The 22,256-nt window shown below is 45.2% G+C and carries 22 protein-coding genes; 9 read left to right on the top strand and 13 right to left on the bottom strand.

Features of this window, described 5'->3' with window-relative positions; all coding sequences use genetic code 11:
- Window positions 1–63: 63 nt before the first annotated feature.
- The 10 genes from RIG68_RS19015 to RIG68_RS18970 all read right to left on the bottom strand — a co-directional run bounded on the left by RIG68_RS19015 (window position 64) and on the right by RIG68_RS18970 (window position 10,983).
- Entirely contained in the window at window positions 64–1,161 is a 1,098-nt protein-coding gene (locus tag RIG68_RS19015; protein WP_350125832.1) for a DUF4837 family protein, read from the bottom strand.
- Window positions 1,162–1,239: 78 nt separating this feature from the next.
- Window positions 1,240–2,676: a lytic transglycosylase domain-containing protein gene (locus RIG68_RS19010; protein ID WP_350125829.1), complete on the bottom strand. Its 1,437-nt coding sequence runs from the start codon at window positions 2,674–2,676 to the stop codon at window positions 1,240–1,242.
- Window positions 2,677–2,686: 10 nt separating this feature from the next.
- The gene (gene gatA, locus RIG68_RS19005; protein WP_350125826.1) at window positions 2,687–4,120 is read right to left on the bottom strand and encodes an Asp-tRNA(Asn)/Glu-tRNA(Gln) amidotransferase subunit GatA; all 1,434 of its coding nucleotides are present in this window, start codon (window positions 4,118–4,120) and stop codon (window positions 2,687–2,689) included.
- Window positions 4,117–4,329, bottom strand: coding sequence for a Sec-independent protein translocase subunit TatA/TatB (locus RIG68_RS19000; RefSeq protein ID WP_152001014.1), 213 nt, complete (start codon window positions 4,327–4,329; stop codon window positions 4,117–4,119). Before RIG68_RS19000 ends, gatA begins: the two co-directional genes overlap by 4 nt.
- A gap of 95 nt (window positions 4,330–4,424) precedes the next feature.
- Window positions 4,425–5,618: a murein hydrolase activator EnvC family protein gene (locus RIG68_RS18995; RefSeq protein WP_152001015.1), complete on the bottom strand. Its 1,194-nt coding sequence runs from the start codon at window positions 5,616–5,618 to the stop codon at window positions 4,425–4,427.
- Window positions 5,605–6,372 carry a lipoprotein insertase outer membrane protein LolB1 gene (lolB1, locus tag RIG68_RS18990; RefSeq protein ID WP_152001016.1) on the bottom strand — a complete coding sequence of 256 codons (768 nt, stop codon included), beginning with the start codon at window positions 6,370–6,372 and terminating at the stop codon, window positions 5,605–5,607. Before lolB1 ends, RIG68_RS18995 begins: the two co-directional genes overlap by 14 nt.
- Entirely contained in the window at window positions 6,362–8,125 is a 1,764-nt protein-coding gene (locus tag RIG68_RS18985) for a tetratricopeptide repeat protein (protein ID WP_350125823.1), read from the bottom strand. The genes lolB1 and RIG68_RS18985 overlap by 11 nt, the downstream gene beginning before the upstream one ends.
- A 92-nt stretch (window positions 8,126–8,217) precedes the next feature.
- Window positions 8,218–8,652 (bottom strand): dUTP diphosphatase, encoded by a 435-nt coding sequence (gene dut, locus RIG68_RS18980; protein ID WP_152001018.1) that lies wholly within the window; start codon window positions 8,650–8,652, stop codon window positions 8,218–8,220.
- A gap of 21 nt (window positions 8,653–8,673) precedes the next feature.
- On the bottom strand, window positions 8,674–10,182 hold the full coding sequence (locus RIG68_RS18975; RefSeq protein ID WP_350125820.1) for a lipopolysaccharide biosynthesis protein: 1,509 nt from the start codon (window positions 10,180–10,182) through the stop codon (window positions 8,674–8,676).
- An 18-nt stretch (window positions 10,183–10,200) separates the two neighbouring features.
- Window positions 10,201–10,983 (bottom strand): enoyl-CoA hydratase/isomerase family protein, encoded by a 783-nt coding sequence (locus RIG68_RS18970; RefSeq protein WP_350079036.1) that lies wholly within the window; start codon window positions 10,981–10,983, stop codon window positions 10,201–10,203.
- 394 nt (window positions 10,984–11,377) lie between these two features.
- Here RIG68_RS18970 and RIG68_RS18965 point away from each other — a divergent pair, with 394 nt between their 5' ends.
- Window positions 11,378–12,553 carry a T9SS type A sorting domain-containing protein gene (locus tag RIG68_RS18965; protein WP_350125816.1) on the top strand — a complete coding sequence of 392 codons (1,176 nt, stop codon included), beginning with the start codon at window positions 11,378–11,380 and terminating at the stop codon, window positions 12,551–12,553.
- On the opposite strand, the gene RIG68_RS18960 is transcribed toward RIG68_RS18965, so the two are convergent.
- A complete protein-coding gene (locus RIG68_RS18960; RefSeq protein WP_350125813.1) occupies window positions 12,540–13,478 on the bottom strand; it encodes an NAD-dependent epimerase/dehydratase family protein in 939 nt (312 codons plus the stop codon). The two genes, RIG68_RS18965 and RIG68_RS18960, sit on opposite strands and share 14 nt — an antisense overlap.
- A 148-nt stretch (window positions 13,479–13,626) precedes the next feature.
- Between RIG68_RS18960 and RIG68_RS18955 the strand changes: the two genes are divergently transcribed.
- Both RIG68_RS18955 and kbl read left to right on the top strand, forming a co-directional pair.
- Complete coding sequence (locus RIG68_RS18955; protein ID WP_350125810.1) at window positions 13,627–13,905, top strand: hypothetical protein; 279 nt, start codon at window positions 13,627–13,629, stop codon at window positions 13,903–13,905.
- Window positions 13,906–13,911: 6 nt separating this feature from the next.
- Window positions 13,912–15,102 carry a glycine C-acetyltransferase gene (gene kbl, locus RIG68_RS18950; protein WP_350125807.1) on the top strand — a complete coding sequence of 397 codons (1,191 nt, stop codon included), beginning with the start codon at window positions 13,912–13,914 and terminating at the stop codon, window positions 15,100–15,102.
- Window positions 15,103–15,180: 78 nt separating this feature from the next.
- Here the strand turns inward: kbl and RIG68_RS18945 are convergent, their stop codons facing one another.
- On the bottom strand, window positions 15,181–16,026 hold the full coding sequence (locus RIG68_RS18945; protein ID WP_152001025.1) for a universal stress protein: 846 nt from the start codon (window positions 16,024–16,026) through the stop codon (window positions 15,181–15,183).
- Window positions 16,027–16,160: 134 nt separating this feature from the next.
- Here RIG68_RS18945 and RIG68_RS18940 point away from each other — a divergent pair, with 134 nt between their 5' ends.
- The 6 genes from RIG68_RS18940 to RIG68_RS18915 all read left to right on the top strand — a co-directional run bounded on the left by RIG68_RS18940 (window position 16,161) and on the right by RIG68_RS18915 (window position 20,076).
- Window positions 16,161–16,721 (top strand): DsrE family protein, encoded by a 561-nt coding sequence (locus RIG68_RS18940; RefSeq protein ID WP_152001026.1) that lies wholly within the window; start codon window positions 16,161–16,163, stop codon window positions 16,719–16,721.
- A gap of 3 nt (window positions 16,722–16,724) precedes the next feature.
- Window positions 16,725–17,816 (top strand): glutaminyl-peptide cyclotransferase, encoded by a 1,092-nt coding sequence (locus RIG68_RS18935; protein ID WP_350125804.1) that lies wholly within the window; start codon window positions 16,725–16,727, stop codon window positions 17,814–17,816.
- 12 nt (window positions 17,817–17,828) lie between these two features.
- The gene (locus RIG68_RS18930; protein ID WP_152001028.1) at window positions 17,829–18,125 is read left to right on the top strand and encodes an SCP2 sterol-binding domain-containing protein; all 297 of its coding nucleotides are present in this window, start codon (window positions 17,829–17,831) and stop codon (window positions 18,123–18,125) included.
- An 86-nt stretch (window positions 18,126–18,211) separates the two neighbouring features.
- On the top strand, window positions 18,212–18,985 hold the full coding sequence (locus RIG68_RS18925; protein WP_350125801.1) for a TMEM175 family protein: 774 nt from the start codon (window positions 18,212–18,214) through the stop codon (window positions 18,983–18,985).
- Window positions 18,986–19,003: 18 nt separating this feature from the next.
- Window positions 19,004–19,396 carry an RDD family protein gene (locus tag RIG68_RS18920; protein WP_152001030.1) on the top strand — a complete coding sequence of 131 codons (393 nt, stop codon included), beginning with the start codon at window positions 19,004–19,006 and terminating at the stop codon, window positions 19,394–19,396.
- Window positions 19,397–19,512: 116 nt separating this feature from the next.
- The gene (locus RIG68_RS18915; protein ID WP_152001031.1) at window positions 19,513–20,076 is read left to right on the top strand and encodes a TIGR00645 family protein; all 564 of its coding nucleotides are present in this window, start codon (window positions 19,513–19,515) and stop codon (window positions 20,074–20,076) included.
- Between the two features lie 199 nt (window positions 20,077–20,275).
- Here RIG68_RS18915 and RIG68_RS18910 read toward each other — a convergent pair.
- Window positions 20,276–22,256, bottom strand: a 1,981-nt coding sequence (locus RIG68_RS18910; protein WP_502880667.1) for a WD40/YVTN/BNR-like repeat-containing protein, incomplete at its 5' end; no start/stop codon positions are given.

Below are 22,256 nucleotides of genomic sequence, written 5' to 3'. Positions count from 1 at the left end.
AAAAGTTAGGTGTCAGGTTAATGGGTAAAAAGCAAAGCTAATAGGGGCTGTCTACATAAACAATTAACGACCAGCAGCAGATGCCTCTGATTGGGCAGGTTGAAAAGACTGCAATATCGCCTGAAATTCATTGATAAAGTCCCTTTTTCTATCCTTAGAAGGTGCATACACATACCCTTCGATATAATAGAGCCTATTCAGTGCCTCGTCGACGAAAGTATAGCTGATAAAAGGCCCTCCATTGGTTGAATCACTTGTCTTCCAAAGGCCCCTGGTCTCCACGGCGTAGCTCCCTTTAAAATTGATGTCTTTGGTAATAAAGGGCAGTACATCCTGATAGGTAATGTAGATATCGTCTTTCTCAATGTCACGCAAATACTTTTCAGTAATTCTCGATCTTAACGCAGTAATATCTTTGAACACTTCCTGGTTAGTGTAAGGCTCATAGTAAACGAAGATCGTCTTGTCCACTTCTAAATCCAGCGCCCTCAGCCAAACGAAGTTTCCCTTATCTTGCGCTAGCTCGTAACCATAAGGGATTTTGAGTTTAAAGTTATGGCGATCATAAAGCACGTCTGCCAAATCCTTCTCCTGAATCTTGAAAAGGTCGGCTTGCAGCCTTTTATTCTCTACCTCCTCAAAGTACTGCCTCAAAATGTCGCCATTTTCCCTAAGCTTGCGGATCAACGATTCATCGTCTTTTCCGAACAGGTAGAGTATTTCCTGGCCCCGGGCATAATTGTCTTTCCTCGTAAAATAGAACAGGTTCGGATCCTCGTTTATTTTTGACAGCGATTCAGCAGTGTAATAACCCTTCATGATCTTTCCTGCCCTCGTATTATTATTAAGCGTGGTGACAAAAATCATGTTCTTAGCGCTCTTTAGCACCCCATTTAGCGATTTTGGCGCTACCTGCTTTAGATCAAAAAGTGGTTCCTCTCTATTCAACCCCGGAATAATCAACTCAAAGGTTCGCCTCATCTCCGTTCCCAAAGGCCCGTTCCACTGGGCACTATCCATCACCAGAATGATTTCCGCAGCATCGCCACGAGCTACCTGTAGAAGAGAGTTGCCGTTATCTGATTTGTCCTTTGAGCCACAGGAAGACAGCAGCACAGAAAACATGAAACAAGCGAATATAAATTGAACTATTCGAGTCATGAGATATTCTATTAAAATTCGTAAGGGCCTTGCGGCCCTCTAAATTAACAATTATAAACTTTTCGTCGCTACCCTGGGCTACTCAATCAGTAGTTTTTGCCCAACATGTATTTTACTAGAACTCAAATTATTGAGCTGTTTAATTTTTTCAATAGACACGTTACCATACTTCTTTGAGATATCCCACAAGGTATCGCCCGATTGCACCATGTGGTACTTTGACCCGTCAGCACCGACCGATGCCGATATAACTGTCGATTGCGTAGGCACTTTGGCGATTGTAGAAGATGGCGTATACAGGTTGGGCTTCGACTGATAATTGGGCAGCACCCAAATATTGAGGGTTTGTCCTACCCTGATCATATTCCCTGAAATCCTGTTCCACTCCCTCAAGTCAGAAACTCTAACGTGGTAACGCTGTGCAATAGTGCCCAACACGTCACCAGATTGCACACGGTACCTGACATTTTCTCTTCCATAAGTGCTGCCAGGCATATTCTGCGCCAGTTTTTCCAAGTGCTCTTTTCCAACTTTACCGGCCGAATCAAGCAAGAAGTCCATGTTTTCATAGACAAAATCCATTTTATCGGATGGGACTCTCAACGGATAGTTGCTGACCGTCTCTGGAATAACTCCCCTGATCAAATGTGGATTCAGCTTAAGAATATCATCGGTGCACAAACCTGTGAGGTTAGCAAAAGTTTCAATGTGCAAATACTGGTTGATCATGACAGTGTCATAAGCCATCATGTATTCCTTTTCATCCGGATACAGGTTATGAAACTCATTGAAGTTCATTGTATAGAGAATGGCGACGAACTGAGGCACATACGAACGTGTTTCTCTTGGCAGATAGCGGTACACCTCCCAAAACGTCTTCTTATAGCCCGACCGTCTAATGGCCTTTCTTACGTTTCCTGGGCCGGAGTTGTATGCAGCAAGTGCCAAATCCCAATCTCCAAACATCCCGTACAACTGCTTCAAATACTTGCAAGCCGCCTCTGTGGCTTTCTCTGGATCCATTCGTTCGTCGATGTACCAGTCCTGGTGCAGTTTGTAAAAACGCCCCGTAGCTGGCATAAATTGCCACAAGCCACCAGCACCCACCCTGGAAATGGCGTTGGTTCGCAGTCCAGATTCTACTATAGAAAGGTATTTAAGCTCTTCTGGCAGGTCGTATTCCTTCAGGTATTTCTCAAAAATGGGGAAATATACTTCCGCCCTTTGCTGCACCGATCTGATGTAATCACGGTTGCGAACAGTGAAATAATCGATGAACGAAAAAACTCTTTCATTCAACTGAATTGGCACTCCTGAATTTAGGCCAGCAAGCCTTTCTTCCACCATTTCGTAGGTGAAGTCAGGAGAATAGTCGTAGGGAAGAATAGTTCTTGTGTCGACCACATCCAGAGACAGTGTATCTGCCTCAACTACTCCAAATTCGACATCCCCCTGCCGGGCGTGAGCCGACAGACTGATAGAAAGTCCACAAACAATGGTCAATAGCTTTTTCATACAAATTTTTTTATCCCTTGTTCCTGGCATTAAGAATGTGCCGGGAAAACGCCAAAAGCTTTTCCTCTTGAAAAGCGTCAGCGATCAGTTGCAAGCCAATGGGCATTCCCTCATTGTCTTCATCATACGGAATTGAAATAGCCGGCACTCCAGCTACCGATGCCTGCACAGTGAAGAGGTCGGCGAGGTACATTTCCAATGGATTTTTGGTATGCTCACCCAATTTGAATGCAACAGTCGGGGATGTAGGTAAAATAATAAAATCGTACTCCTTAAGTATATCTCTAGTTGCTTGTTGAATCAATTTTCGTGCCTTCAACGCTTTGGTATAAAAGGCATCGTAATAACTGGCGCTTAGTACAAAGGTACCTAATAAAATTCTTCGCTGTACTTCTTTGCCAAAAGCCTCTGACCTCGATTTCTTATACATCGTCTCGAGGTTCACATGCGATTTGCTCCGATAGCCATATTTTACGCCGTCGTACCTGGAAAGGTTGGAGCTTGCTTCGGCCGTGGTAAGGATGTAATAAGTAGGTAACACATAGTCGAGATAATTGAATTCGACAGGCTCAACTGTGTGACCATCCTTCTTCAGCCAGGTGATAGCGTCCTCCACAGCACCTTTTACAGGTGCACTTATTTCCGGCGAGGCCAGTGGCTCTTTTAAATAGGCTATTTTGTATTTTTTGTTGTTGGAAAGCAGCGTGGAATAGGGCAGTACCGATTCATGCGAGACTGTGCTGTCATAGTCATCGTGGCCAGCCATTATTTCCAGCGTAAGTGCTGTATCTTCAATGGTATGGGCAAAAGTACCGATGGTATCAAAAGAACTGGCGTACGCCAAAAGTCCGTATCTGGAAATTCTGGAATAGGTGGGCTTGTAGCCGACAATACCACAAAACGACGCAGGCTGCCTTACCGAGCCCCCTGTATCGGTGCCAAGGGAAAGCAGGCACATGTCGGACTGCACAGAAACAGCCGAACCTCCTGAAGAACCTCCAGGCACCCGCTTTTCGCCGGCAGCATTCACAACCGGGCCATATGCGGAGTTTTCCGAGGAAGAACCCATAGCAAACTCGTCACAGTTGGTTCTGCCGATGACAATGGCATCTTCATCGAGCAACCGCTGCACAGCCGTGCCGGTAAACTGCGAAACAAACCCTTCAAGGATACGGCTACCTGCCTGGAGCCTATGCCCCTTATAACACAGCACGTCCTTGAGGCTGATAACCATACCTGCCAGGCGCCCCTGCCTTCCGGCACGGATTTTTTCATCGACGACATCTGCTTTGGCTATTGCTTCTTCAGCAAAAACTTCAAGAAAGACGTTGAGGTGACTTTTTTCGTTGATTACCTGCAAGTACTGCTCTACCAGCTGCTTGCAGGTGATGTTTCCAGATGCTATCGCCTTCTGAATCTCGGCTAGCGATCTATATGTTTTCAAGACTTAGGCTTATCTTCCTTTACTTCCTTTACTCCTTCTTGAATCTCATCTTTGATCTCCTTTGTCGCATCTTTAAATTCACGAATTCCCTTTCCAAGGCCTCTCGCAAGTTCAGGAATCTTCTTAGCTCCGAAGAAAATCAGGACGATGAACACTATAACTATCAACTCCCAGCCACCAGGCATCCCAAAGGCAAAAATTGTGTTCATAATATTATTTTTTAGTGTATTGTAATAACGTAAAGTTAAAGAGAATAATTTGGGATCAAGGGTTCATACTGGAAATATTTAAAGAACCCCATCCCTCATTTCTTGGTCATGAGCCATTTTTCGGGGTCTAGCTTCTGGTTGTTCTTCCAAACCTGAAATTGTATCTCAGAGATCCCGTCAGTATCGGTGAACACCTCCCCCACTATGTCGCCAATTTTTACTTCTTGTCCTTTTTTGACGTTTACTTTTTTCAGCCGGGCATACAAGGTATAGTAATCTCCATGCTTGATGATCACCACACTGTTCATTCCAGGAACAAAAGCCACGGTAGCTACAGTTCCATCAAAAACTGATTTTACGATTTCGTCCTGGCCGGTTTGGATGTCAATACCCTGGTTATCAACCTCTACACCTTTAAGTACCGGGTGTGGATGTCTCCCAAATCTGGAAGAAACAAAACCAGAAGACACCGGCCAAGGTAATTTTGTCTTGCTACCCTCAAAGTTTGAGGAAATCAGCGGCGAGGTAACCGGACTTTTGGCTACCCGCTCCTTTTCCAGCTCCGCTTTGATGAGTTCCGCAATAAGGTTATCCAGTTTGTCGATGGCCTGTTTCCTCTGCGCCAACTCGTTTTTTAGCTGCTTTTCCCGGCTGCTCAAATCTTTGATAACCGAACTTTGCTTGGTCTTCAAAGACAACAAGTTTTTGTTTTCTGCAACCTGACTTGCAAGCAGTTTCTGTTGTTCGGTGCGTTTGGCTTCAAACTCGTTCTTCTGCCCATTCAAGGCCTCTGTTACCTTTTTGATCTGAACCGCTTGCGTTTTTCGAGCCTCAGCGTATTGAGAGAGATAGCTTAGCCTACGCAAAAACTGGCTGAAAGTCTGCGCTGAAAAGAGGAACGTTAGGCGGTCGAAACCATGCCTCGACTTCGAGGCGGCGTAAATCATGGAGGCATATTCTTGCTTGAGTGCCTTCAGGTCACCATCCAACGATTTCACAACCTGACTCAGTTCATCTATGTCGGTGCCCAGCAAGTCGACCTCCTCACTGATGGATTTGATCAGCATTTCCCTGGCTTCAATTTGCCTTGAAATAGCACTCAATTGGCCTAAAGTGCTCTTTTTCTGGGTTTCTGTTTCCTGTAGAATGGAGTGAGCTTCTTCAATTCGCCGAAGGTTTTCCTGCTTCTCCTTTTCTAACTGGCTCTTCGATTTTTGGGAAAAAGAGACCTGCACTGAGAAAATCAGCGCCAGGAGCAACAGGATTGATAAGCGACTACTTCCGCTCATACTTTTGGGGAATATTAAACGGAAACTTCATTTTTTTGCCGTCTTCAACCTCAGCTTTGTTGTGCTCAATTTCTATTTGCGTATTGAAAGCCTCGGCTGTACCTGGCTTATTATACACCAGTGAAATCAACGATTGGAACGGAAAAATATGAAATTCATCAACTACTTGAAAATCAGAGTAAGTAATATTCAGCGTGTTGGTGGTTGGGAGGTCCACAATTGACAGCTTCTCCAGCTTGGAGGTTTTGGTGGAAATGTAGTTATTAAACGTAACCTCTCCTTCCTTTTGCTCTACCATCGCATAGTCGGTTTCTCTTACCACCCTTTCATTTTCTTTGATATTCCTAGGTGGGTTACCCAAAAAAATTGCTTCAAGAAGTTGGTAGTCGATATTAAAATTATACTTCTCGCTCAGCGAAGCATAAGTATAAACAAAATAAACTTTGTTAAGCCGATCGACGACCACAAGTGAATCTTTGGTGATAATGCCCCGGGCAGCTTCTATCCCCAGTGCCGGAGTAAGTGAAAACCAAATAATGCTGTCCTTTCTTATCCTGATATTAGCGCTGGCGTTAATTTTATTGTCACCCTCCGTGTAGTTGATCTTAGTTTTCGTGGAGAAGTAGTCAAAGTTTATTTCTTGAACATCCAGCTTGTTCCTCTCCAAAAAATCGAAGTAGGCCAGCTTTTTATTGCAGGAAACGAAAAGGATCAGGGCAATTAAACCTGCTTGGGGCAGCAGTCTATTCTTCATATAGTTTCCTGTCGGCAATTTTCTTATCAATTAGTTTCGTGGTGTCCTTCATTGATTTTGCTTTTTTCCATTGCTCCACTGCTTCATCAATCTTACCCAATCGAAAAAGTACATCACCATAGTGTTCAACGATTGTACCACTAACATTTTCAGCGTCAGCCAAGGCCTTTTCAAGGTAAAATTTCGATTCCTTGTAGTCACCTCTCACATACAGTACCCAGGCATGAGTGTCAAGATAAGTCCCATTATCGGGATTCTTCTCTACCAAACGCTTCGACAGCTCAAGAGCCCTGTCCAATTTTTCCTTTCTCAAAGAGAGATAGTAGCTGTAGTTATTGAGGACATAATCGTTGTCAGAATTGATTTTCAATGCTTCTTCATAGGCTGCGTCAGACTTGGGATAGTCTTCCAAACCATTGTAAGCATCACCAAGCTGCCCGATGATAAAGCCTGAAAGGTCAGGATCGGATGTTGCCAACTTTTTTCCTGCTTCAAGGTTATTAGCAGCCTTTCTATAATCCTTTTTTACAAGATAAGCTGTGCCTCCAAAATAATAAAGCAGTGCCTGATTGGGGAAAATTTCGATAGCCTGCTCAGCATGCTGGGCAGCACCCTGATAGTCTTCCAGCTCCATTTCAATGGAAATCACATTTTGCCAAAGGTTATAGTTATTGTTGTCGAGTTCGAGTGCTCTCAGGTAAAAACCTCTGGCTTTCTCCTTATTGCCCAGCCTGAACTCCAGGTCACCGGAAATGGCCTGAGCATCCACATTGTCGGGGTGGGCTTCAATCAAATCTACAGCGAGCTCCTTAGCGGCAGTTTCAAGTTCGGGGTTGGGAAGCTGAGCGATGTAACCGGCCAGTAGCTGCACCTTTGCATTTACATTAAGCGACGGGTTAGAAAAAGCATTGTGAAGCGACTCCATGGCCTTCTCAGTTTGCCCGTTCTTTCTATAAATTTCAGATAACCGAACACTGGCCTGCGCATTGGACGGGTTGTCTCTCAGCACTGCTTCCAGGTAGGGAATTGCCTCTTTCTCTTTTTGATTTGAAATAAGCACTTCAGCGAGTGTGAGCTTGTAGTCCGACTCGTCGGGGTAGGTATCAATCAGCTTTTGACCTTCTGCGATGGCCAAATCTATCTTTCCCTGTTGAATAAAAATTTGCTGCTTTTGATAAGTGATCTCTTCTAATACGCCGAAGAAATCTTCCGCCCTGTTATACACATCGAGGGCCTTGTCAAGCTTGTCCTGATAGATATACAACGCCGCCAAATCGAAAAGATACGACTCGTTGTTTGGTAGCGTGCTTATCATTCTTTCGTAGAGGCTGGCTGCCTCCTGAAAGTTGGACATGTTAGTGTAAATCTCGGCAGTTAGCAGGAAGTAGTATTTGTTATCACTGTCGAGATTTATCGCTTCATTGGCATGGGTAAGTGCTTTTTCGAAGTCACCAGACTCAGCCAGAATTTGCGCCATCTTGTAGTGAACACCCGAGCTTTTCGGGTCAATGTCGTTGGAGAGACTGAACAGCTCATACGCTTTGGCATAGTCCTCCAGCATAAAAAACTTCTCCCCCTCTACGAAGTAATACTCAGCCTGAAACCTGTCGTTTTCAGATATTTCGCTGGGCACTCCATCTCTGGACTTTTTCTTTTTTCCCTGGGCCTGCAAATCAAAGGAAAGCGCTACCAAAAGAAGCGCAAGGGCTCCTGTGGCTATAACTCTTTTAACGATGTGATCTGCATTTACCATATTCTTTCTTTCAAAACGGACGCCGGGAATCTGTAATACGTCTAAACTTGACCTTTGGGTATCTCGGTCTTTATATTTTTCGCAGGCATCTATTAGTTTTTACCCGTACTTCCGTATCCACCCTCGCCCCTTTTTGTCTCAGTTAAGGCTTCGCCTTCTACCCACTCTATTTTTTCGTGCTTTGCTATAACCATTTGAGCCACACGGTCGCCATGCTCAATCGTGACTTCCTGGTTGGACAAATTTACCAAAAGCACCTTTAACTCCCCCCTGTAATCTGCATCGATGGTGCCAGGCGAGTTGAGAACGGTAATTCCCTGCTTAAATGCCATGCCACTTCGGGGACGAATTTGCGCCTCAAACCCAGGTGGCAACTCTATATAAAGGCCAGTGGCCACCAATTTTCGTTCCAAAGGAGCAAGTCTGATGCCCTCTTCTAAAACAGCCCTCAAGTCAAGCCCTGCCGATAACTTGGTCTGATATTCAGGAAGTGAAAACGGCGATTTGTTAACTATTTTTACCTTCATAAGTAAAACAAGGCTGCAAAATTAAGAAATAAAACGCTTAGGTCGAGGCAAATCCGCTCTTTCCTTGATCAGCACAATAACAATAAAGCACACAACGGCCAGATTGTTCACAAGCAGTTCCAGCAAAAATGAGCTGAAGTGCATTTGGCTTGCACCGAAAACAAGTGTTGAAGAAAGAATTAGATAGAAAAATGCATTGGGCACCTTGTAAGGAACCGGGTAATGCTTCTCCCCCAGGTAATAACTAACTACCGCCATCACCATAAACGTGAGGGTGGTGACGACTGCACTGCCCAAATACCCGATAACAGGGATCAATAATACATTTCCCACGACAGTAATTAGTGCACCAAGCAACGCAATATAGGCACCATAGTATGTCTGATCGGTGAGTTTATACCACACGGAAAGGTTATAATAAATACCCAGAAACAGGTAGCCCATGAGCAAAAAGGGCACAATAAACAGTGCTTCACGGTATTCCGACTGGCGAAGAAGTAGCCCCAGCCAATTTAAATTGACAGAAATGCCCAAAAACACCAGTGCCCCGAAAATGACAAACCACTTCATCACTTTACTGAACAGCTCGGGAGAGTTTTTGTCACTGGCGCTTGAAAAGAAGAAGGGTTCGGCGGCGTACCGAAAGGCCTGGATACCCAGGTTCATAAACACACTCAGCTTAAAGCAGGCGCCATAAACCCCTGTGGCATAATCAGCGCCGCCGCTACCGTAGAAACCATCTGGTAAAAGGTATTTGATCATCAATCGGCCGAATGTTTCGTTGACCGTGCCTGCCAATCCCATTACTCCCACTGGTAGGCTGTACGCCAATATTTGCCTGATCAATTTCCGGTTCCAGTTGAACCTTGCAACCATAAGCTCTTTTGCCAGCAACGGCACCAGCAAGAAAGTGCCCAGGAAGTTGGCGATAAAAATGTACTCAATGCCAAGAGAGGGGTCGTACCATGGTGCTATCAGCGGTTTCAAGAAAACGAGGTACTCACCAGCAATGGCTGCTGGAGCGATCACGAGCAAAAAGATGTTTAGCAGGATCGTGACCAGAATGACGAGAATCTTAATACTGGCGAATTTGATTGGCCGGTTCTCCAGCCGAAGCTTGGCAAAGGGAATCGACATAACAGCTTCTACTGCCAGTATCGCAGCAAACCACCTTATCCATGACGAATGATCCGGGTATTCAATAAATGAAGCTATTGGCTGAGCAAAGGCCCAAAGCGCAATTGTGAAAACCAAGGTAGTCAGCACTATCATGGTCATTACCTGACCATATGTGTTCTGCCCTTTAGTAATGTCTCTGGTCGAAAACCTAAAGAAGGTTGTTTCCAGGCCATAGGTATAAATAATGAGCAGGAATGCCGAATAACCGTAGAGTATGGTCATTTGGCCATACTCGCCTGGCTCAAAAATACCTGTGTAAAATGGCGTCAGCAGCCAGTTAAGCAGGCGGCCCACAATGCTACTGACTCCGTATATCGCAGTTTGGCCTGCAAGTTTTTTTAGTTGGCCCATATAAAGCCCGAAGTTACCTTATTCGCCCTTAAAAACAGGCTTGCGCTTTTCAAGAAAGGCAGTTGTTCCTTCAACGAAGTCTTCTGTGCCGCAGCACCTGGCAAAAGAATTGGCCTCTGTCTGATATCCATCTTCGTCGGCATTATAAACTGCGTTGACGCAGTCTATCACCATTCCAACCGCCAGAGGCGCCTTTTCAAGGATTTTTGCCATCAGGCTGTTGGTCTTTTCCATCAGCTTGTCGGCAGGAACGACGTAATTTACAAGGCCCAAAGTAAGCGCATCTGCCGCAGAGATCATTTCACCAGTTAGCATCAGCTCCGCTGCCTTTGCTTTACCTATTAGGTGAGTCAGCCGTTGGGTGCCGCCGTAGCCCGGTATGATGCCAAGATTGATCTCTGGCTGCCCAAACCTGGCATTCTCTGATGCTATCCGTATATGACACGCCATGGCCAGCTCGCAACCTCCCCCCAGAGCAAAGCCATTCACCGCTGCGATAACGGGGGCATGGCAGTTTTGGATAAGGTTAAAAATTTCCTGGCCACTCTCAGCGAACTTTCGCCCGTTGAGTTCGTTGATTTCCGAAAACTCCTTGATGTCGGCACCTGCTACAAATGCCTTCTCTCCAGCCCCTGTAACAATAACCCCTCTTACATCCTTGGCATCGTTTATTTCCTGAAACGCCTTCCTCAACTCCTCCATAGTTTGTTGATTAAGGGCATTCAATTTGTCGGGCCTGTTAATTGTTATGGTCTTTACTGATCCATTCTGCTCAACTAGTATGTTCTTATAACTACTCATAGGATTCCATTTTAAGCTTCAAATTCCGAAGCGTTTCCGGCTGTATTGGACATCAAATAATTTACTTTTTTGCCAAAGTTCAAAATCCGCCCCCTGTTCGACACTTATCCAGGCGTATGGCAGACGGTTAAAACACCGTGTACCAAATACCCGCTCCGCTTAAAAAAAAAGATCGCTTTTGTTCATTTTTCAGAAAAATATTACATCAGTTTCTGGCTATCGAAATTCAATCGCAAAGGCTTATTTGTACCTAAAACAAAGGTTGAGAAACGAGGCTTTCTATGAAATCGTCAAAAAAGTCGACAAACGCCTTTATACGTCACACAAGAAATTTTGCGGTTCAATAGCAATGATTGACCTTTGTATTGTCCGAAAGGAAGAAGATTTAGCAACTATGAAAAATACATTAAAAATCGTTTTGTCTCTGATCATCATCACCATAAGTGGTTCATTAGCTACCGCTCAAAAGGTGACGAGAGCGCAAACAAAAACTAGTGGCTTCTACCTTTGGACAACCAATGCAAACTGGACAGATAATGCGGCAGTTCCCGTAACGGATATTGGCGACACATATAACGCAAGTGGAGATGTACAAATCAGAATTGAGAAATACATCACAAGAAACGGAGCCCTCTCTTTCCGTAACATCGGAAATAACAGCAAGGAAATAGTTATCAAGGATACTCTGGTTGTTTACGGCAATATGAGTTTTGCAACCAACAGCTACAGCTTAAGAATGATGACAGGTAGCGTGCTGGTTGTTTTTGGCGATTTTTCAGCCGCCAACAAAGTAACCGTTGATAACGGTGGCTTGATTATCATCGACGGCAACATGTCTTTAACAGGCGGTAACCAAGAATATACTGATAATAATGGAGGCGTTGGTAATCTGGTAGTAACAGGAACAATCAGCGGAAATGGAGACACGGGAGCGGCCAATGCAGACAACTCGTCACTAAGCTCTAAGTCTCAGTCAATTCAAGATTTCGTTAACAACAACGGAGCCACTCCCCTGCCCATCGTACTTAGTTACTTCAAAGGCGTAAACTTGAAAAATACGGTTAAGCTTTCGTGGGAAACTGTGTCAGAAGAAAATTTTGACAACTTCGAAATACAAAGATCATTTGACGGAAAAGACTTTGACGTGATTGCTACTGAAAAAGGAAACGGGTTTACTTCTGAAAAACACCAATATTCATTTACTGATACAAATCCTGAAATGGGCATCAACTACTACCGCTTGAATGCCATTGACTTTGATGGTTCTTCAGAAATATTCGAAACAATCGCAGTAGAGGTTGCTCCTGACTTCAGCACAGTAGCCATGTACCCGAACCCTAACAACGGAACCGAATTGCAACTTAACATCCCCGAAGAGCTTCTTTACACGGCTTATGACGTGACAATGACCGTATCCGATCTACAGGGCAGAGTAGTAACAACAAGTGAAATCACTTCCGCCCATGTATCTACCACCTTCGACCAAACCTTGCCCACGGGGATTTATTTGGTAACCATCCAGGCTGGAAAGTATTCTTCTACCTACAGGCTAATGGTTAATCAAGGATAAGACTGGCCAGAATTTCAGTCGTCATTCTTTTCAGATCATATTTCGGCTCCCATCCCCAGTCGGCCCTCGCATGACTATCATCGATGCTGTTGGGCCACGAGTCAGCAATTTTCTGCCTGAAATCCGGCTCGTACGAAATGCTGAATCCAGGAACTTCTGATTTTATAGCTTCGTAGATGTCTTTTGGAGCGAAGCTCATGGCGTGCAGGTTGTAGCTGGATCTGATTTTGATTTTTGAAGACTCCTCCTCCATTAGCTGAATGGTGCCATCCACGGCATCCGTCATGTACATCATAGGCAGCAGGGTGTCTTCACGCAAAAAGCAATTGAAGTCCTTGCCTTCCTTGGCTTTGTAGTAAATGTCAACTGCATAGTCGGTGGTGCCACCACCTGGCTTGGCCTTGTAGCCAATAAGACCGGGATAACGAATACTTCTAACGTCGACCCCGTATTTTAAAAAGTAGTACTCGCACCACCTTTCGCCCGCCAACTTGCTGATACCATAAACCGTGTTGGGGTTCATAATGGTGTTCTGAGGTGTATGGTTGATGGGAGAATTGGGGCCAAAAACGGCTATAGAACTTGGCCAATATACCCGCTCCAGCTTTCGTTCTTTCGCTATTTCCAACACTGTGAGCAGGCTGGTCATATTGAGGTTCCAGGCAAACATGGGATCGGCTTCACCTTTTGCTGACAACACTGCCGCCAGGTGATAAATCTGGTCAACCCTGTATTTCGCTATCAGTTCCGCAATCCTTTTGCCGTCCATGGCATCCAGGTGTTCAAAAGGCCCCGATAGCAGGCTTTCCTTTGGTGCCGAAACATCGGTTGCAATGACCTTGTCGTTTCCATGCCGGGCTCTTAGCGATTCCGTCAGCTCCGTGCCAAGCTGGCCGCAGGCACCTATAATAAGGATCGTACTCATTCGTAAATATTGAAGGGTTAATGTTGTGTCGGCAAAATTAGTAATATTGAGTACAAGCAAAAGTGCTTTCAACAAACACATGCTGGCTATTTTGAAATCTCCATCCGTTTCCGCAAAAGTTTTCCCCAGCGGGTGAAACAACTTATATTTGCCCAAAGGACAAGCCATGACTTTCAAAGAGTACCTGACGTCAAAAAAAATAGATGCTAAAGGATTCGCCCTTGGCGAACAGGAGCGTTTCATGGAACTCAAGAATATTTTTGATCAGGTTCACCCCGATAGCTTTACTGCACAAAAAATATTCCTGATCAATGGAATAAGAAGAAAATACCCCATTGTGGAAACGGCTGAGGACGTAAAGAAAGAAGTGCCAAAAGCGAAAATGATGAGACCGAAACTTAACATTGCCCCAAAAAATAAGGAATAAGAAGCTATGTACGATTCATTGAAAGAAAAACTGACCGCCGAACTTGAAGAGATCAAAAAGGCTGGTCTTTACAAAACAGAAAGAATCATCACCACTCCTCAGGGAGCTGATATCAAAACGCAAGACGGCCGGGAGGTGATCAACTTTTGCGCCAACAACTACCTGGGGCTATCAGCACACCCAAAAGTACTGGAAGCGGCCAAAAAAAGCATCGACTCGCATGGCTTTGGCATGTCTTCAGTCAGATTTATCTGCGGCACACAAGACATCCACAAAACCCTGGAGAAAAAAATATCGGAATTCCTGGGCACTGAAGACACGATCCTATATGCCGCAGCTTTCGATGCCAATGGTGGCGTTTTCGAGCCCCTGTTTGGGCCGGAAGATGCCATTATATCTGACGAGTTGAACCATGCCTCTATTATTGACGGCGTAAGGCTGTGCAAAGCCCAAAGGTTTCGCTATAAGAACAGTGACATGGCCGATCTTGAAGAGCAATTGAAAGCCGCTGCTGGCTGTAAAAACAAGATCATCGTTACCGATGGTGTTTTCTCAATGGATGGTACCATTGCCAAATTGGATGAAATATGTGACCTGGCCGATAAATATGGAGCAACTACCATGATCGATGAATGCCACTCAACTGGCTTCATGGGAAAAACGGGCCGTGGCACGCATGAATTCAGAGGAGTGATGGGCCGCATTGAAATTATCACCGGCACTTTGGGGAAAGCACTTGGCGGAGCATCAGGCGGCTTCACCAGTGGAAAAAAAGAGATAATCGAGCTTTTGAGGCAACGCTCCAGGCCCTACCTTTTCTCCAACACATTGGCACCAAGCATCACTGGTGCCTCCATTGCTGTTATCGACTTGCTTTCTGAAACCACCCAGCTAAGAGACAAGCTGGAGGCCAACACCAAATACTTCCGTGAGAAAATGACCACTGTCGGTTTTGACATCAAGCCTGGCGAGCACCCCATTGTGCCCATTATGCTTTATGACGCTGTGCTTTCACAACAATTTGCACAAAAGCTGCTCGAAAAGGGCATTTATGTTATTGGTTTCTATTTTCCCGTGGTGCCCAAAGGGAAGGCAAGAATTCGGGTGCAAATTTCGGCGGTACACGATAAACATCACCTCGATAAAGCTATTGCTGCCTTCACTGAAGTTGGAAAAGAACTGGGCGTTTTGAAGTAGAGCCCTTTTTTGTTCACCTCATAATTAAGAAAGCCGATCATTGAAATGATCGGCTTTCTTAATTTTACCCTGCGTCACCTATTTTTTCTTTATGGCCTTGGTCCAGACCGGAATCTGTGTGTGGTTAATCACATTTTTGGAGATCATTCCTCCAAGTAGCACCCCAAGTCCTTTTCTGGGGTGGGTAGCCATGGCAATCAAATCAGCATTGTTTTGACCGGCAAATAGCAGAATACCTTCCGCTTCATCCGGATCATGAAAAGTGTTAACTGTGTAATTCTCAAGTTTATAATAATCCGCAAACTTCTGAATTCGCTCCTTCACTTCCTGGTCGTTGACCCAAACAGGCTCAAACACCTTTAATATATGAAGTTTTGCTCCGTACAGCTTCTGCAACGCTTTCAGGTCATTCATGATGATGCCCTGCTCTTCCCGCAAATCTGACGCATAAACAATGTTCTTGATATTTACCAAGTCCCGTCGGGCCTTCACGGTTATCACGGGCACGCTCGAAAACCTGCTCAATTTCTCCGCATTTGAACCGACAAAGACCTCGTCGAGACCGGAAGAACCTGAGGAACCCATCACTACCAAATCAGGATTCAGGCGCTCGATCACCTCAAATATCTTGTCAAAAGTCTTCCCAATTTTAACCTCGAAGCTCATAGAAACCCCGGCATAGGCAGGGTCGGCCACCAATGCCTTCAAACGTTCTTCGGTTTTCCTTATTAGCTGAACAATATAGATGTTTTCCTCAGGGGAGTACCCCGCAATACCCATTGTGTTAAAACTATAGTCATGCGGATCTTCTATCACATTGACCAAGACTATCTCAGCACCTTTTTTTTGTGCCAAGGGATAGGCCGACTCTAAGGCAAAGGTTGCTTCTTTAGAAAAATCAGTTGGGACGAGTATCTTTTTCATGATAGTGTCAATTATTGCAAAGCATAAAGCTAAATAACGTAATATTTCGCATTTATGACATTCACCCGGCTGACCTTCTGAACTTTATCATTTAATCGGGGTTGAAAATATCATAAGATAGTTATTTTTGGCAAATGAAGAATTTTGTAAAAAGCTATTACCTGGAATCTTTTGTTTGCTTTTTAATTGCCAATCTACTGTCTATTGCCGCCTATGCTCAAGAAGCGCACTACCCCATTGTAACAGGTCACGGCGGAATCTTTGACATTCAGGAAGCAACAGAGTTTCCCGACCCTACTCTGCAATACAAAATTGTTGTGGATATCAAAGAGGGAGCCGGAGGCCATAAATCGATCAACGCATCGCTGAACAACCTGGCCAGAATTGCCAACCTGCATGGCATGGGGGGAGTGCCGAAAGAGAACATTGATATAGTAGCTGTGATCCACGGGGAAGCAACCATCTCCATTCTGTCCGATATTTCACACGAAAACAGATACGGAACGCCCAATCCAAACACCGACCTTATCCGATCTCTTTTAGAAGGAGGAATAAAGCTATACGTATGCGGGCAGTCGCTGAAGGCAAGAAAAATTGATGCCAGAGAGCTGACCCCCGGCATTGCCATCAGCCTGTCGGCGGTTACTTTGGTTACAACTTATCAGCTGAAAGGCTACGCCGTGCTTAGTTATTAGCCTATGCGGAAGCTCTTTTTAACCACTACGCTGATTCTCGCACTGGTAACAATTTTGGGATCATGTGGCTCTGAGAATTCCAGCAAGGAATCAGCGAGTCAACCAGCCGCCCCTAAGCCAATCCCCCTTACTTCTATCTCTACTTCGCCGGGGGCATTAACACCCCAAAGCACCCTTGAAATTTCCGTGTCAATTGATGGTGACTCCGTTCGAGTTGACTCTATGGTCATTTTCTTTGAATCCGTCCGTCTTGCCTCTTCGCAAGCTACGAGCCTGTCTGCGTCGTTGGCACCGCTTCCTTTGGGTAAACAAACGCTAACAGCGAAGCTGTTTCTGAACAATGGCGGAACAGAACAGCACGCCCTGCCCCTGATCTTGCTTGCAGAAACGCCTCCCCAAAAATTTGATTTCAGAAAGATTGAAACTTACACACACGACCCTGATGCTTATACTCAAGGTCTCCTTTATCATGGCGGCTTCCTGTATGAAAGCACAGGAACAAGGGGCGAAAGCACGCTTCGAAAAGTCGACATTTCAACGGGCAAAGTGCTACAGCAAACACCGCTGGACAGCAGGTACTTTGGCGAAGGCCTTGCTTTTTGGGACAACAGCCTGATCCAGCTGACCTGGACATCAAAAATTGGTTTTGTGTACGATTTGGAATCGTTTGAACAAAAGAGAACCTTCAATTATTCTACAGAAGGCTGGGGGCTCGCATCAACCGACACGGAGCTCGTAATGAGCGATGGCACGGAGTACCTCTACTTTCTTGATCCGGTAACACTGACAGAAACAAGGAGGATTCAGGTGTACAATCACCAGGAAAAGGTATTGTACCTGAATGAGCTTGAAGTAGTAGGTGGCCTGATTTACGCCAATGTGTACCAGACAGATGTGATCGTGATGATTGACCCGCTCAGCGGTGCGGTGGTAGGCGATGTTTCGCTCGAAGGAATCTTCAATAAGCAAGGGTACAGCAGAAGACTCGACGTGCTGAACGGAATTGCCTGGGATGAAAAAGAGAAAAGACTCTTTGTTACCGGCAAATGGTGGCCCAAATTGTATCAAATAGAACTATTTAAAATTCAATCCTAAATCAATTAAATTATGAGTCTGGACATAGCAACTGGCAGAGTGGTAGAAATGGCAAAAGAAAACGGGGGAACCATTGGTAGCTCAGTGAAATTTGTTTTTCAGGAGGGGGTTATTCTTTTGGACGATACCGTAACCCCAACAAAGGTTTCAAATGACGACACGACTGCACAGTGTACCATTAAAATGGAACTTAAGGACTTTGTGAAGCTACTTGACGGAGACCTGGATCCCATGAGCGCATTTATGGGAGGTATGATGAAAATTGAAGGCGATATGACCATTGCCATGAAACTGACCTCCCTTTTTTAATAGTTGGCCGAAACGTTTCCCCGAAAGTTTTCGGCACAAAGTAAGCGAGACATTGTATTTTGAGGAATAACCAACCCAATAGTTAGATGAGACAGTTAGTCAAGAAGAAAGGGGAACCGATGTATGGTGTTTTCACGGCAAGAGGTCGTGATGCCTCCCGACTGGAGCAGCTAAGCGACTGCGTGTTTGCCCTGGCTATTACTATGTCTCTTTTGTCTACCCAGGCTCCCCGAAATTTCGATGAGTTGACCTTGTTTATTTCAGATGTAATTCCTTTTGCCTTAAGTATGGGGGCGGTTATGTGGATTTGGCATGGCCATTACCAGTTCTTTATGCGTTATGGACTGAGAGACATGAGAATCATTGTGCTGAATACCTTTATGATGCTCATCGTACTATTCTTTATATACCCACTCAAATTCCTCAGCACCTGGCTGGTCTCCTATTTCACCCTTCTCGCCAAGGCGTTGCTGATAAGCAATGAATACTTCAGGGAGTTGAACCAAATGGGCACGCAGATGATCCCCTGGAACGATATGCCAGAGCTGATGATTATCTATGACTGCGGCTTTCTGTCGATATATATAACGTTCGTTCTAATGTATCGGCACGCTATCAAAAACAGTGAATCACTAAACTTGAGTGAACCGGAGCTCCACGCTACCAAATCCATTGTGGCTCACTACACCGGCATAGTTGCTATCGGCCTCATTTCATTGTTCATTGCCTTACTTGGCTTCCTGATCGACTGGGAGTTCTCCGGACTTTTTGCCGGGGTTATCTACGCTTTGATTGGGCCTGTCTCCTATTTCATAGGACGTAAATTTGATAAGCCCCCTTCAAGCGCCACTAGTAACTAGGTGTGGTTACCTCTCACTATGTCTATTGTCCCCGCCACATTTGACCAAAGGCTACTTGCTCAGTCCATCGATATCACCTTCCTGTTGCCGTTTCTATTCATACTCGACGGGCTATGGGAAACGGACTCTAACTGGTTTTGGGCAGTTTGTATTTTATTGTACCATGGCTATGCTGTGGGAATGGAGGCATCGGCACTCAAAGCCACTGTAGGCAAAAAAATGGCGGGATTAAGCATCCGAATGGACAACGGAAGACCTGTTAGTTTTAAAAATGCTGTTGTGAGAAATTTGTGCAAATGGGTTTCGTTGTTGCCCATTTCAGCTGGCTTTTTTATGATCTACCTACGGCGTGATGCCAGGTCATTTCACGACATCGTCTCCAAAAGCAAAGTGGTGTCGAGTTCCGAATAACCGCCCAAACAGCTAAATCAAAAAGTAAAATAATTAGTTGGATAAATTTAATAAAACAACGTAGTTTCGTTGTGGTTTAAACGACCCACCTAATATAAGGAATAAATCTATTCACCATGGCGAGATCAGGCGTTAAGCAATTTGAAGAGTTTTTTGAAAAGATCATTTTCTGGGGGCGCTGGGTGCAAGCTCCTATGTATCTGGGGCTTATCTTCGGTTCTTTCATGTACCTATATAAGTTCTTCGAAGAACTCTATCACCTCTACGACGGGGTGGTTAGCTATACAGAGGCTCAGGTGATGCTTGGCATTTTAGGTTTAGTAGACATAAGCATGGTAATGAACCTCATTGTGATGGTCATTGTTGGTGGCTACTCCATTTTTACGAGTAAAATTGACGTTGATCACCACGAAGATAAGCCTCAATGGCTTGAAGACCTTGATGCTGGCAAGTTGAAAATTAAGCTGGCTTCTTCGTTGGCATCGATTTCAGGTGTTCACCTGCTCAAAACATTTATTGATGTTAGAGGTGCGAGAGACATGGAAGGCAATGAAGGTATCATAGTCGAAATTGCCATCCACCTAACTTTCATCATTTCCGCTTTGCTTTTAGCCTACACTGAGAAAATCCAGCACTCATACCACGGTCATGGCGCTGCTGAGGGCGATGACAGCCACTAATAAGAAACCATTTAAAATATTTGTCAGGGCGCTGAATTCTTCAGCGCCCTTTCTTTTTCACAAAAAAAGCCACCTTTCGGTGGCTCCCATTTAGATTAGGTTGGTTAAATACCTATTCAATTTAGATAAATTATTGAATATCCGAAACAACCTAACTCGTTTTCCTCTTGAGTCATTACTCAACCCTGAGGCGGTATCTTCATTCGATTAGCTGAATCTGCTCCTCCTTTACCTTTTCTTTATAGGCTTCCCAGTCGGTCTGCACAAACTTACTAATGTTGGCTATCGGCGATTTCACGGCCTCTTCGGCCTGGCTCAAAATCGTCTCCTGCGTCGGGGTGGCAATCATATAGGTATCTCCAAGGTGATTGGCTGCCAGGTTGATGATCGCCTCCACAGTTGTGGGGTCTCTGTAGATTCCCTGCATGTCCTCCTTGCCAAAAATAGGCTCCCTTAGTGCTTTCACCTTTGCTTTGATGTCTTTCCCGGCACTTTTAAGCACCTTAGAAGCTTCGTCTTCTCTATCCGCCAGCAGCTTATCAACTCTTTCAACAGCAGCCAAGGCTTCCCTGAGGTTATCCACGGCAACAGTTAGCTGGTTCACGGAAGCCTCCCAACGGTCGATCATTGCCAGCTTTCTCTCTTGTTCCTGAGGAGTTATTGGTGTTACTCTGGGATCAACAAGAACTTTTACCTCTGTTGTCGCTATGTCTTCACCATGAACCACTTTCACAGTATAAGTGCCGGGCACGGCTGTAAAGCCACCACCATCGGCAGTTCCCGGCTTTGGCTTTGATGTGTCCGGTTCTCTCACCTCTTTGTACCGAAGATCCCACGAGGTTCGGTTGAATCCTTTTTTGGCATTGGCATACAGCGTACGAACAGCCTTCCCCTCCTGGAGGATTTCTATCTTGACACTATCTCTTTTTCCGGCCACCTCTTTCAAATAAAAGGAAATCAGCGCTCCGTAAGGTCTGTTCTCACCAGCAAAGAGCCCGTCACCAGTGGCGCTGTATCCTTTGGCTCCTCTGGTTGTGCTCGCCGCATAGGCATCGGGGACATCAAACAACGCTATTGACTTGTCCAACAATTGCTTTCCCTGGCTGGCTAGCGCTCTCATCGGACGAATATCGTCGAGCACATATACTGAACGCCCGTATGTGCCAATCACCAGGTCATGATCCCTTGGGTGAATGACCAAATCCATTGTTGATGCCGTTGGGTAGCCATTTTCCCATTTCACCCAACTGGCAGCCCCATCAACTGTCATATACAGCCCAAATTCAGTTCCGACGAACATAAGCCCGGGCTCAATCGGATCCTGCACAAAGGAATGAACAAACCCTCTTACGAAGTTTTCATTTACCAGGCGCTTCCAAGTCTTTCCAAAGTCTTTCGTTTGAAACACCCAGGGTGTCCAATCGTTCCTCCGGTAGTTGTTAATCACCACGAAAGCTTCCCCTTCATTGTAGCTGGATGCGTGAACCTGATTAACCCAGGAGCCAGCAGGAACGCCTTTAATATTCACTGCAACGTTAGTCCAGCTTTTTCCCTTGTCTCTCGTTAGCTGAACATTGCCGTCGTCGGTTCCCACCCATATTATGTCCTTGCTGAGGCTACTTGGCGACACCGCCAAAATCGTTGTGTGGTTTTCTGCCCCAGTTACGTCATAGGTGATGCCCCCACTTTCGAGTTGCTTTTGCTTTGCTGGATCGTTGGTGGTGAGGTCGGGCGAGATAATCTCCCAGGTCTTCCCCTTATCTGCCGAATAATGCAGAAACTGACTTCCCATATAAACGCCGTTGGCGTTGTGCGGATCCCTTGCTACACCGGCATTCCAGTTAAATCTAAGAAAGGTGCCTTCAGGATGCACAGGCTGCCTAAATTCGGAGTCTCCTGTTACCTTATCATATAGCTGAATATTTCCTTTTTGTGATTGGGCAAATCCGTAACGTGAGTTTTCCAGATCTGGAATCACATCAAAACCATCGCCTCCGCCTATGCGAGTCCACTCGGAGTTATATATGAGGTTATTATTGTCGCCCCGTCCTCTGACATATACACTGCTCGGCCCCGTCCAAGATCCATTGTCCTGCAAACCACCATATATATTGAACGGAATATCGTTATCCACGCTGATGTGATAAAACTGCCCTAAAGGCAGATTCTCAGGATAATAC

It is taken from the genome of Imperialibacter sp., assembly GCF_040222385.1.
Lineage (GTDB): Bacteria > Bacteroidota > Bacteroidia > Cytophagales > Cyclobacteriaceae > Imperialibacter.
Note: the sequence above shows the minus strand (reverse complement) of the source record. Positions and strands in the feature narration are given on the sequence as shown.